Origin of the sequence: Salegentibacter sp. Hel_I_6 (assembly GCF_000745315.1) — a bacterium.
Taxonomy (GTDB): Bacteria; Bacteroidota; Bacteroidia; order Flavobacteriales; family Flavobacteriaceae; genus Salegentibacter.
In genome coordinates this window covers 405,401-416,882 of the sequence record NZ_JQNQ01000001.1, presented here as the reverse complement: position 1 = coordinate 416,882, position 11,482 = coordinate 405,401, and the positions used below count along the sequence as shown (strand labels likewise).

Genomic DNA, 11,482 nt, shown 5'->3' with positions numbered 1-11,482 from the left:
GAGTTTATAGGTGGATAGTCTTATTGTTCTAAAGTTGTCCTGTATAACACTTTTACGCTAGAAGTGTTCTTTAATATCTTCTCAATATTTCTTGTATTACATTCAAAGTCACATTCTATCAAAACATATTTTAAGGATGAGATTTTTATAGCACTCAGATCCAGTAAGCCAGGTGTAGTGCTCAAAGAATGTTTAATATTGAGTAATATTACATTTTGCATTTCTTCGATATTGGAAGCTAATTGAGATAAGTTGTCAGACTTTACGATAACCAGTTTAGGGTTACCTTCTCCCAGTTTTTTACTCTCGGTGCCATTTATAATTATTAATGGATTTAAATCGAAAATAAGACTCTTAAGTATTTCAATTTCTTCCTCACTATAGCTCTGTTGATTTCTATTGCTGTTCGAATTTTGTTTAATTAATTCGTCGAAATTGGTTATAGTGTAAGAATCCTGAGCACTCACAGTAAATGTGTTTGCTATTAGAAAGGTTAGGATTATTCCATAGAAGCTAATTACTTTCATAACTAATAGTTTAAAATCCAGTTATTGCTGGATAGTTTTTTCTAAATTTTAATTAATAAACAAGCACTAATCCATAGGGAAGGATCAATGTGGAATTGTTTTTATAAAACAGATCCGTTTGGGGAGACTTAAATTTTTTAAAAATTTTATAGGAAAGTTTGGGGGATGACCTATTTTTAAATGTTAAGCTTGGTATAAAATTACTGTGAAAATCTCTTAAATATGGGGATTGCAATTTTTTTTAGATGTAAACGTGTCTTTTTTCGTTCAAAAGCAAAATATGAGGTAAAATTAAGGGAAAACAGGGGGTGGAAATTTCAAAAAATTATTACCGAAACATAAATAAACGCGATTCTTTGCATAAAAAAACCACCTGTACAGGTGGTTTTAAAATTTAAAAATTTAGAACTTTTATTTTAGTTCATACATCAAAATTCTATGTTCTTCTCCTTCTATTAAAGGGTGTTCTTGAAGATCTATTTCGTAGATATAACCTTCTTCAATTGTGGTAAAAATATCATATTCATCCTGTACTCTATATCCTAATTGCTCTCTAGCATAATTTAACCAGGTTTGATAGGTAGGGACATCCATTTTATTTTTATGTGATATAACGGTTAGAAAGTCATTGTCTACCTCTATACTATAACGTTCTCCGTTTCCATTTTTGGTTGTTTCAAAAGGGATCCAATCCCCTTCATCCATTTTATAGATCTTTAATTCATTTAGATTATGTGGATTAAAGTCTACCGCAAAGACCTCGTGATTTCTTTGATAACTATCGGGATTAGTCATTCCGGCGGTACAACTACCCAAACTAACGGAAATAATGACTATTAAAATTTTTTTCAAAAAATTTCTTTTGATCGGCAAGTTATTTTTTAGAAAATTCATTAGTCCTGACTTGTTTATACTGTTTTAAAAAAAGCTACTATTTAAGTGTTTCAAACAAATTTAGGACACAACTCTCTTACAATGAATTATATTTCAAACTTTTAGCCGTATTACTTTTAAAATGGATTAAATGTAAAAAATGAATTTACCTAATGTTTTTCATCGATATATTTTGGTAAATAAAGGAGATGAATAGCAGTTCATCTATAGATTATTTACAGATCAAGCATTTTCATCTGTAATCTTATTTAAATATTTTCCGGCTTCTGCCTAAATCTTGTAAATTGCAGCAAAGCAAAATATAATGCAGAAAAGTCTTAAAGATTATAGACAGAGTTACGGAAAAAGCGAGCTTTTAGAAGAAAATATTCCTCCGGTTCCTTTAACCTTATTTACCGCATGGTTTGAGGAAGCAGAAGCGCATCCGGAAATAGCAGAAGTAAATGCCATGAGTTTAGCCACCTGCAGAATTGAAGGTTTTCCCAAGAATCGTATTGTTCTCCTGAAATCCTTTGGGATAGATGGGTTTAGTTTTTACACTAATTATAATTCAGAAAAAGCCAGGGATATAGAGGAAAATCCAAGAGTTTGTCTTTCATTTTTCTGGCCTGCTTTAGAGCGCCAGGTAATTATAAAAGGAATTGCAATGAAGACCTCAGAAGAAGATTCATCTTCTTATTTTGCATCCCGGCCACGTGGGAGCCAACTGGGTGCCTGGGCCTCTAACCAAAGTAATATTGTAGGATCACGAGAAGAATTAGAGGATGAAATAAAGAAATTAGAAGAAAAATATAAGGGTAAAGAAGTTGAACGACCTTTACATTGGGGAGGTTACATTGTAAGCCCCCGAAGTTTTGAATTTTGGCAGGGTAGAAACAATCGACTACACGATAGGATTATTTACGAATTCATAGAAAAAGATATGTGGGAGCGAAACCGATTGGCGCCTTAAAATGAACCAACATAATGTTGGCTTTAAAAAAAGTATAGGAATATAATAATCCCTTTAAAGGGTTAAATTGGTAAAGAAATGAAAAGACTAATTCTCGTTAGACACGGTAAATCTTCATGGGAAAATAATTTACCCGATGAAAAGAGACCACTTAAGAAACGTGCTTATCACGACGCTGAAGTAGTATTGAAAACTTTCAAAGAATTTCAAAGCGGAAATTTAACCTTATGGAGTAGTCCAGCAGTTAGGGCAAATACTACGGCTCAACTTTTTAAGGAAGAATTAGAAATTCCAGAAGACAGGTTCACAATTAAAAAAGAACTTTATACTTTTGATGAAAATCAATTATTAGCCATTATTAATAGTTGTCCAGCTAACATTGAAAAATTAATGGTTTTTGGTCACAATCCTGCTATGACAGGTTTAGTGAATCAGCTGGGAGATAAAGCCCTTGATAATTTGCCTACCACAGGACTTTGCGTAATAGATTTCGAATCTGATAGCTGGAAAAATATTAAAAACGGTAAAACCTTACTTCAATTATTCCCTAAAAACCTACGCTAATTTATGCCGCAGAAAAAATATTTAAACAGAGAACTTAGTTGGTTACAATTTAATGCACGGGTATTACAGGAAGCCGAAGATGAAACGGTACCACTTATAGAAAGATTAAGATTTCTGGGAATTTTCTCTAATAATTTAGACGAGTTTTTTAAAGTTAGATATGCAACTGTTAAAAGAATTGATCTAGCCGGTAAAGCAGGAAAAAGTGTTCTTGGCGGCATAAAGGCCAGTAAACTTCTTGAAGAAATCACTAAAATTGTAATAAACCACCAGGCCGAAAGTTTAAAGGTTTTACATGATATTCAGCATCAGTTAAAAGATCATAATATTCATATTATAAACGAGCAACAAGTCTCTGATTCTCAGGAAAAATTTATCAAAAACTTTTTCCTTTCCAAAGTAAGCCCCGCGTTAGTAACGATTATTCTCAATGACCTTCCTGAAATCCCCAGCTTAAAAGATAGTGCCGCCTATCTGGCAGTTAAAATGGTGATGAAAGATGAAATTCCACAAAAGGGAATTTCAAAAGTGTTAGATAAAACCGAAAAAGACCGTAAATATGTTCTCATAGAAATTCCACGAAGTATTGAACGTTTTGTAGTGCTACCCGAAGAGAATGGAAATCAGTATATTATTTTACTAGACGATTTGATACGCTATAACCTTGGGACTATCTTCAATATTTTTGAATACGAAAGTATTTCGGCTCATATGATAAAGATTACAAGGGATGCCGAATTAGACATTGATAGTGATCTTAGTAAAAGCTTTATTGAAAAAATTTCCAGCAGCGTTAAAGATCGGATAAAAGGAGAACCTGTGCGGTTTGTTTACGATATGAATATCGCCGAAGACACTCTCTCATATTTGATGAATAAAATGGGAATAGAATCTACCGATAGTATTATCCCCGGTGGGCGTTATCATAATAGAAGGGATTATATGAACTTTCCCAGCCTGGGACGTGAAGATTTACTCTACAAGCCTATTGATCCGTTACCAATCCCAGGGCTAATTTTGCAAACCAGCCTATTTGGTAGTATTGCAAAGAAAGATTTTCTATTATACGCGCCATATCAAAGTTTTGCCTATACGGTTAAGTTTTTGCGAGAAGCTGCATTAGATCCTAAGGTGAGAACCATAAAAATTACCATATATAGATTAGCGAAAATATCTCACATCGCCAGTTCTTTAATTAATGCGGTGAAAAATGGTAAAAAAGTAATTGTTCAAATTGAACTAAGGGCCCGTTTTGATGAAGTCGCCAATATTCGTTATGCTGAGCAAATGCAGGCCGAAGGAGTGCAACTTATTTTTGGTGTCCCCGGACTTAAAGTGCATTGTAAAGCTTGTGTAATAGAGCGGGAAGAGGAAGGAAAAATGAAGCGTTACGGATTTATTAGTACGGGAAATTTCAATGAATCTACTTCGCGTATTTATACCGATTATACCTTATTTACTGCTCATACCGAAATTTTGAAAGAAGTGAATAAGGTTTTCGACTTCTTCGAGATCAATTATAAAGTTAATAAATACAAGCATTTAATTGTTTCGCCACACTATAGTAGAAATGCTTTTGTGGGCTTGATTCAAAAAGAAATAGAAAATGCTAAAGAGGGTAAACCTTCAGGAATAGCCTTAAAGCTCAACAGTCTTTCAGATTATCCTATGATTGATAAACTTTACCAGGCAAGCCAGGCAGGAGTAGAAATTAAACTTATTGTTCGGGGAGTTTGCTGCCTTATTCCCGGGGTAGAAGGACTTAGTGATAATATTGAAGTGATTAGTATTGTAGATAAATTTTTGGAACATCCGCGTGTTTTCATCTTTAAAAACGCTGGAAATTCAAAAGTATATATCTCCTCAGCCGATTGGATGACCAGAAACCTGGACCTACGTGTTGAAATTTCCTGCCCAATTTATGATGAGGCTATTAAACAGGAAATAATAGAAACTTTTGATATTAGCTGGCACGATAATGTAAAGGCAAGGATGATCACCGAAAAACAGGATAACGCTTATAGAAACAGCAAGTCTAAAAAGCTGCGTTCTCAATTTGAATTATATGATTATTATTTAAATAAATTGTCTGACAGCGAGGCAGAAAAATACCATAAAAAATAACCAAGTATAAAACTTCAATATTTATTAATCTCACTTATTGAGTCGATATAAAATTAAAACTCGTGATTACACAAAAAAACTACGCAGCAATAGATATAGGTTCCAATGCCGTTAGACTTCTTGTTTCTACCATTACAGAACAAAAAGGAAGAGAAGAAACAGATTTTAGAAAAACATCGCTGGTAAGGGTTCCTATTAGACTGGGAGAAGATGTTTTTGAAACCAATGTGATTTCAGAAAAAAATATTGAGCGTATGGTAGATACCATGCAGGCTTTTAATCTTTTAATGAAATCTCACGGAATCGTTAAATATAAAGCCTGTGCTACTTCGGCAATGCGAGAAGCCAAAAATGGAGCGGAAGTAGTTGAGAGAATAAAGTCCAGAACCGGCATGGAAATAGAAATTATAGATGGCAACCACGAAGCCGCTATAATCGCTGCCACAGATTTACACGAACTTATTAAAAATGATTGCAACTACCTGTATGTTGATGTAGGTGGTGGTAGTACAGAATATACCTTATACAGCGGCGGGAAAACTGTTGCTTCAAGATCTTTTAAAGTTGGAACTGTTCGCTTGCTAAATGATCTAGTTGAAGATGGCGCCTGGGATGAAATGGAGAAATGGGTTAGGGAAACTACAAAGCCTTATAAGGATATCGATTTAATTGGATCTGGTGGGAATATCAATAATATCTTTAAAACCAGTGGTAAAAAAGAAGGAAAACCTTTAAGCCTGGCTTATATTAAAAAGTATAATGATTTACTGAATTCTTTGAGCTACGAGGAACGCGTTATGGACCTTCAGCTTAAGAGTGACCGGGCAGATGTAATTATTCCGGCTTCAAAAATTTACTTGAATTCTATGAAGTGGGCGAGAGCCGATAAGATTTTCGTTCCTAAAATTGGACTTGCCGACGGAATTATAAAATCACTTTATAACGGAAAAAATAAGTAGACTTTTTTAAATTTTCTAAACCAGCCCAGATTCCTAAAAACGGATATTCTGGGCTTTTAGATTTAAAAAAGATTAACCGTGAATGGATTTATCTTTGCTTAGATCTTTCATTATATCAGCTTCAAAATCCAGCAAATCCTGCCATTTTTTATCAACCTCTTCCCGGTCACCATATTTTCTGGCAAATTTTAGGAACATCGTGTAATGGTTGGCTTCACTAATCATTAACCTATGATAAAAATCGGCGAGTTCCTCATCTTTTAATTCTTCTGAAAGTAACCTAAAACGTTCGCAGCTCCTGGCTTCAATTAATCCTGCGATTAAGAGCCGGTGAACTAATTGCGTGGTTCTACTACCACCTTTTGGAAAGAAACCAAGTAATTTTATTACATATTCATCTTTTCTATCTCTTCCTAAAACATAGCCACGCTTTAAAAGCTGCTCGTGAACCATTTTAAAATGTCCCATTTCTTCCCTGGATAAAGCGATCATTTCATCTACCAACTCGGTATATTCGGGGAAAGAAACAATTAAGGAAATTGCTGTAGAAGCCGCTTTCTGTTCACAATAGGCGTGATCTATAAGAATTTCTTCGATGTTTTTTTCAGCAATATTAGCCCAACGTGGGTCGGTGGGAAGTTTTAGTCCTAGCATATCTATACGTCTAAATCAAATGTACTTCTTAGTTTATCTATTAGAGGATTTTTCTCCTTTAGTTTGTTGTATTTCTCAATAGGAGTGAAGGCATATTTCTTGGCCGACTGCTCATTAACATTAATCACTAACCTAATTTCTGTATTCTGAAGTTTTTGCTTCAGGTAAGACATCAATTTATTCTGTTCTCGCTCCAGGTTAATTTTCATCGTTTCGTTAGGTAATTCTATAACAATACGATTTTTGTCCTGTAGTTTGGGTAAATCGGTTTCAAGAATGGAAGCGAGAATTTTAGATCCCTGCTTCTTTATGCGTTTCACATAATCATTCCAGGTGGCCTGCAATTGTGTTTCGGTAAATTCACCGTTTAATACCACCTCTTTTGAAGGTAAAGCCTCTTGTAGCCGGGCTTCTATTTCCCGTTTTTTCTGAATACTTTTTAGAGATAGTCCAGAAACCTTTTCCTTTTTTATTTCGTGATCGGTAACCGGTTTTGGTTCTGGAGCTGGAGGAACCGGAGCAGGTTCTTTTTCTTCTTCTTTCGCTTCGGGAACAATAGTTTTATCTGAATGATAATCATCTTCCTTATCATCTGCGCAATGACTATCTGGAATTTTATTTTCTCCTGAAGGCAACTGATTTTCCTTTGGAGGTTCTGCTGAAGTCTCTCCATGTTCATTTTCGCGAACCATAACTTTTTCTTCTGAAGAAAGCGTGTTAGGTTGCTTTTCAAAAACCGAAGCCGGAATTATTGCTTGTTCAAACTTTTTTTTTTCTCCATCAAAAGTGATAGAGGCAAGCTGCATTAATGAAAGTTCTACCAACAAACGTTGGTTTTGACTTGTTTTATACTTCAGGTCACATTCATTTGCCAGATCTATAGCTTTAATTAAAAACTGATGATCGGTTTTTGAAGCTTGTTCAAAATAGCGAGCTTTTGTTTGTTCCCCAACTTCCAGTAACTGAATAGTTTTTTGATCTTTACATACCAAAAGATCTCTAAAGTGAGAAGCTAAACCGCTAATAAAATGATGCCCATCAAATCCATTAGAAAGAATATCATTATAACTAAGTAGTAATTGCGGGATATTATTCGATAAAATAAGATCGGTTACTTTAATATAAGTATCATAATCCAGCACGTTAAGATTTTCGGTAACCGCTTGTCTTGTTAGTTCTTTTCCACTAAAACTAACCACACGATCATAGATAGAAAGCGCATCTCGCATCGCCCCGTCAGCCTTTTGCGCAATAATGTTCAGCGCGTCTTCATCAGCACTTACTCCTTCTTGCTCGGCGATATATCCTAGATAATTTTTAGCGTCACTTACCGTAATTCTTTTAAAATCGAAGATCTGGCAACGAGAAAGTATGGTCGGGATTATTTTATGCTTTTCAGTAGTAGCCAAAATAAAAATAGCGTGCTGAGGCGGCTCTTCCAATGTCTTTAGAAATGCATTAAAAGCCGACTGAGAGAGCATGTGTACCTCATCTATAATATATACTTTATACTTCCCAACCTGTGGTGGAATTCTCACCTGGTCTATTAAATTTCTGATATCGTCTACCGAGTTGTTAGAAGCGGCATCGAGTTCAAAAATATTAAATGCAAAATCTTCATCTGGGCTTTGCGTACCATCGTGGTTAATCATTTTGGCCAGGATACGTGCGCAGGTTGTTTTTCCTACTCCACGAGGCCCTGTAAATAAGAGAGCCTGTGCCAGGTGATTGTGTTCAATGGCATTCTTTAAAGTATTGGTAATGGCTTGTTGGCCAACCACATCTTTAAAAGTTTGTGGGCGGTACTTACGAGCTGATACTATAAAATGTTCCATTGAATTTTGTTGAGCTACAAATATAAAAATAGCCACCTTAAGTTCTAAGGCTATCACTTATATTTTTAAACAATTAAAGCCAAGAAATCAACAATTTTTTAATTGCTATGCCTTGTAAAAAACTACCTTTGTAGAAGCAGGCCGCCTTATCGCCAACGAATTTATTCGGTGGAGGAAATTCCGGACACCAAAGAGCGGCATAGTGGGTAACGCCCACCGGTTCCATTTGGGATCAGGACTAGTGCAACAGAAAGGATGTACAGGTAATGCTGTAGTGAAATCAGGTAAACTCTATGCGGTGCAATGCCATGTAAACCGGTGTTTGCAAGCTGCTCGCTTGCTATCGGAGGGTAGGCAGCTAAAAGTTTTTGGCAACAAAAACCTGAGATAAATGATAAGGGGAATTCCGGTTTTACCGGGAGGAACAGAATCCGGATTACAGGCCTGCTTTTTTATAAAAATGTTTTTGCCCAGGCTCGGGCTTCTTCCAGATTCGAGAAAATATCAAAAGGAACCGGGGAGAATTGTTTTTCAAAATTAGCCACTTTTAAAGCTTCAAAACGTTCGCTAACAATTGCTATTCCCAATAACGACTTCACGTCTTTCAATTCAAAATAAATGGTGGGATTCACGTTGTAGTTGTTCTTCCTGTTAGATATGTAAACAAAATCTGCACCTTCATAAACCTCATTGCAAATTCTTAGAATTTGTTCTACGTGTTGTATTTCAAAAACCACATCGTCTTTCACTTCAGAAATTACCATTCCTTCATAAAATTCCAGGGAAATATCAATAAGTTCAATTTTCTTAATCCACTCCGTCATAAAAATCAAATTTGTAAGCCAGGATTAGCTTGATTCTTCAATAGAAGAATTTATTCTGCATTCTCAAAAAAACTAAATACCGAACCTCCATAGCGTCGTCCTTCTCTAAAGTTAGGAAAATCTGAGAGATCAGTATGTTTAGAATGCTCAATAATTAATTGACCATTGTGATTAAGTAGATTTTTTTCAAAAACAAGTTCGGGGATTTTAAGGAATTTCTCTTTATCGAAATCATAAGGAGGATCGGCAAAAATTATATCAGCCTTTACAAAAGCTTTTTCAAGAAACTTAAAAACATCACTTTTAATTGTATTTATGTTTAAATCTAATTCGTTGGAAGTCTTCTTAATAAATTTCACGCAATCAAAATTGGCATCTACTGCGGTAACTTCTTCACTACCACGCGAAGCAAATTCGTAGGCGATATTACCGGTTCCTGAAAATAGATCAAGCACACTAAGATGCGAAAACTGAAAATTATTATTCAGGATATTGAAGAGGGCTTCCTTAGCCATATCGGTAGTAGGGCGTACCGGTAGCTTTTTTGGAGCAATTAATCTTTTTCCTTTATGTGTTCCCGAAATAATTCTCATGTAAATGATTTTAATAAAACATAATCTTCCAATTCATTTAAAGCAGAAAGTTCATTTTCCTTATTAAAGCTGAAATTGGTCTCCAAGAGCTCTATATGCTTAATATATTTAAAAGCAATTTTAAAAAGGGGAGAAGCCTTGGTAATAGCTCCCAGTAATATTAACCTGAATCGCTCGGGATTCAAATTAAGTTGTTCAGCAGTGAAGAGAATATAATATAAAAAATCTTCCTTTTCAATAAAACTAAAAGAATTACAAAGTAATAGTTTTCCATTGTCTATCACTACCAGTTCAAACTGCTTATTTTTAATATGGGCATATATTTGTGGCCTGTCGGTTTTTGGTAGTGCCAATAAATTTTCTACTAAAACAGTATTGAGATGCTGATATTCAAATTCCCCAAATTTTTCAAAGAAGAAATTAATTATGTTGGTATATGGAATATAAACATTAATAATTCCTGTATTTCCAATTTCCTCGTGAGCAATAAAATCGGTTTTAAGGATTTTGGTATTGAATTTTAAGTAATCAGAAGCATTTTCTTCTTTAAAAAATTCTCCCGGAACAAGACTATAAAGGGCATTATCAAATATTAATTTTACCTGGGTGGCTTCAGCAATGCTATTTTCTTCAGCATAAATTTTGTGAATTTCATCCAGTAATTTAACCGGATCAAGCTGTTGGGGAAAGCGGATTTTTTTGAATTGAACCAATTCTTTTTCAGCTGAATTTAGGGTACAAAAAGAAAGTCCATCCAGGGAAACCTGAATGGACAGTTCTAAATTTATTTGTTTTTTGCTATTATTCGTCGCCATACTGAGTTGGCCAGTTTCCTTTTGTGTTAACTTCTTCAAGCGAGCCAACGTTGATATAACGTCCGTTTATATCATCTACAGATTGCACTTGGTTTTGTTGTAAAATAAGCTCTCTATCTAATCCTTGAAGTACTACACTTTTTGCAACTCTTGCTCTAAATACCGGAATATCAGATTGTCCTTTTTTAATAGTTCCTGCGTCAAGCTCAAACTTAGCATCTACACCTTCTATCGGTATATTAATCATATTAGAATAACGCTCTTTATCACCTTTAAACAATGAATCTCGTACTGGTACAAAGCTAAGTGTGTCAACAATTACTTTTTCAATATATTCATCAACTCCGTATTGTTTTTTATATTCTTCGTCTAAAACTGTGGTATCACGACGTTGTGTAACTGCAAATTCAGCAGTATCTAAAAATCTCACCAACTTATCAAAATCATCTTCGAAAGAACCTACAATTTCTTTATGTGCCAGTTCAGCATTACGAATGTCCTTTAAGTTTTCAACTACTTTGGCATAACGCTTTTCTTTAACTTTAGTAAACTGAATTGGTTCGTAAACAGCATTAAAAGTAAGGTAGGCTAAACCAATGATAACCACCCAAAGAAGTAATTGAATTGCAAGTCTCATGCTTTTTAAATTTTGTTTTAAAATTACTAGTGTTTCACGACAAATCTACAATTTTTTTTTATTCGTAAAAGTTTCTTTCCTAAAAATCCCTTCCTATCTTTGAT

Annotated in this window: 12 protein-coding genes and 1 other RNA gene; 5 read left to right on the top strand and 8 right to left on the bottom strand. The window is 34.7% G+C overall.

Annotated elements, in window-relative coordinates; translation table 11 throughout:
• Nucleotides 1-20: 20 nt before the first annotated feature.
• Complete coding sequence (locus FG27_RS01915; protein ID WP_037314755.1) at nt 21-527, bottom strand: hypothetical protein; 507 nt, start codon at nt 525-527, stop codon at nt 21-23.
• Nucleotides 528-938: 411 nt separating this feature from the next.
• A complete protein-coding gene (locus FG27_RS01910; RefSeq protein ID WP_231563231.1) occupies nt 939-1,379 on the bottom strand; it encodes a hypothetical protein in 441 nt (146 codons plus the stop codon).
• Between the two features lie 346 nt (nt 1,380-1,725).
• Between FG27_RS01910 and pdxH the strand changes: the two genes are divergently transcribed.
• The 4 genes from pdxH to FG27_RS01890 all read left to right on the top strand — a co-directional run bounded on the left by pdxH (nt 1,726) and on the right by FG27_RS01890 (nt 6,020).
• Nucleotides 1,726-2,373 (top strand): pyridoxamine 5'-phosphate oxidase, encoded by a 648-nt coding sequence (gene pdxH, locus FG27_RS01905; protein ID WP_037314752.1) that lies wholly within the window; start codon nt 1,726-1,728, stop codon nt 2,371-2,373.
• A gap of 78 nt (nt 2,374-2,451) precedes the next feature.
• Nucleotides 2,452-2,937 (top strand): histidine phosphatase family protein, encoded by a 486-nt coding sequence (locus FG27_RS01900; RefSeq protein ID WP_037314748.1) that lies wholly within the window; start codon nt 2,452-2,454, stop codon nt 2,935-2,937.
• 3 nt (nt 2,938-2,940) lie between these two features.
• A complete protein-coding gene (gene ppk1 / locus FG27_RS01895) occupies nt 2,941-5,061 on the top strand; it encodes a polyphosphate kinase 1 (protein WP_037314746.1) in 2,121 nt (706 codons plus the stop codon).
• Between the two features lie 62 nt (nt 5,062-5,123).
• Nucleotides 5,124-6,020, top strand: a complete 897-nt coding sequence (locus FG27_RS01890; protein WP_037314743.1) for a Ppx/GppA phosphatase family protein — start codon at nt 5,124-5,126, stop codon at nt 6,018-6,020.
• A 72-nt stretch (nt 6,021-6,092) separates the two neighbouring features.
• On the opposite strand, the gene FG27_RS01885 is transcribed toward FG27_RS01890, so the two are convergent.
• Together FG27_RS01885 and FG27_RS01880 are read right to left on the bottom strand one after the other, a co-directional pair.
• Complete coding sequence (locus FG27_RS01885) at nt 6,093-6,674, bottom strand: tRNA-(ms[2]io[6]A)-hydroxylase (protein ID WP_037314740.1); 582 nt, start codon at nt 6,672-6,674, stop codon at nt 6,093-6,095.
• 2 nt (nt 6,675-6,676) lie between these two features.
• Nucleotides 6,677-8,509, bottom strand: a complete 1,833-nt coding sequence (locus FG27_RS01880) for a DNA polymerase III subunit gamma/tau (RefSeq protein ID WP_037321902.1) — start codon at nt 8,507-8,509, stop codon at nt 6,677-6,679.
• 133 nt (nt 8,510-8,642) lie between these two features.
• Between FG27_RS01880 and rnpB the strand changes: the two genes are divergently transcribed.
• Nucleotides 8,643-8,964: RNase P RNA component class A (gene rnpB, locus FG27_RS18835), an RNA gene on the top strand.
• Here rnpB and FG27_RS01875 read toward each other — a convergent pair.
• Genes FG27_RS01875 through FG27_RS01860 form a run of 4 tightly spaced genes read right to left on the bottom strand, consistent with a single transcriptional unit; the run spans nt 8,962 to nt 11,378 of the window.
• Nucleotides 8,962-9,333, bottom strand: coding sequence for a hypothetical protein (locus tag FG27_RS01875; RefSeq protein WP_037314737.1), 372 nt, complete (start codon nt 9,331-9,333; stop codon nt 8,962-8,964). The genes rnpB and FG27_RS01875 overlap by 3 nt on opposite strands.
• A gap of 50 nt (nt 9,334-9,383) precedes the next feature.
• Entirely contained in the window at nt 9,384-9,926 is a 543-nt protein-coding gene (locus FG27_RS01870) for an RsmD family RNA methyltransferase (protein ID WP_037314734.1), read from the bottom strand.
• Complete coding sequence (locus tag FG27_RS01865; protein ID WP_037314731.1) at nt 9,923-10,741, bottom strand: DUF3822 family protein; 819 nt, start codon at nt 10,739-10,741, stop codon at nt 9,923-9,925. Before FG27_RS01865 ends, FG27_RS01870 begins: the two co-directional genes overlap by 4 nt.
• A complete protein-coding gene (locus FG27_RS01860; protein ID WP_037314728.1) occupies nt 10,728-11,378 on the bottom strand; it encodes a hypothetical protein in 651 nt (216 codons plus the stop codon). Before FG27_RS01860 ends, FG27_RS01865 begins: the two co-directional genes overlap by 14 nt.
• Between the last annotated feature and the right edge of the window lie 104 nt (nt 11,379-11,482).

Bases quoted from the DNA above. Each gene is read 5' to 3' on its own strand.
- FG27_RS01870 (WP_037314734.1), bottom strand. From the start codon at position 9,926: ATGAGAATTATTTCGGGAACACATAAAGGAAAAAGATTAATTGCTCCA.
- FG27_RS01900 (WP_037314748.1), top strand. From the start codon at position 2,452: ATGAAAAGACTAATTCTCGTTAGACACGGTAAATCTTCATGGGAAAAT.
- pdxH (WP_037314752.1), top strand. From the start codon at position 1,726: ATGCAGAAAAGTCTTAAAGATTATAGACAGAGTTACGGAAAAAGCGAG.
- FG27_RS01865 (WP_037314731.1), bottom strand. From the start codon at position 10,741: ATGGCGACGAATAATAGCAAAAAACAAATAAATTTAGAACTGTCCATT.
- FG27_RS01915 (WP_037314755.1), bottom strand. From the start codon at position 527: ATGAAAGTAATTAGCTTCTATGGAATAATCCTAACCTTTCTAATAGCA.
- ppk1 (WP_037314746.1), top strand. From the start codon at position 2,941: ATGCCGCAGAAAAAATATTTAAACAGAGAACTTAGTTGGTTACAATTT.
- FG27_RS01880 (WP_037321902.1), bottom strand. From the start codon at position 8,509: ATGGAACATTTTATAGTATCAGCTCGTAAGTACCGCCCACAAACTTTT.
- FG27_RS01860 (WP_037314728.1), bottom strand. From the start codon at position 11,378: ATGAGACTTGCAATTCAATTACTTCTTTGGGTGGTTATCATTGGTTTA.
- FG27_RS01875 (WP_037314737.1), bottom strand. From the start codon at position 9,333: ATGACGGAGTGGATTAAGAAAATTGAACTTATTGATATTTCCCTGGAA.
- FG27_RS01885 (WP_037314740.1), bottom strand. From the start codon at position 6,674: ATGCTAGGACTAAAACTTCCCACCGACCCACGTTGGGCTAATATTGCT.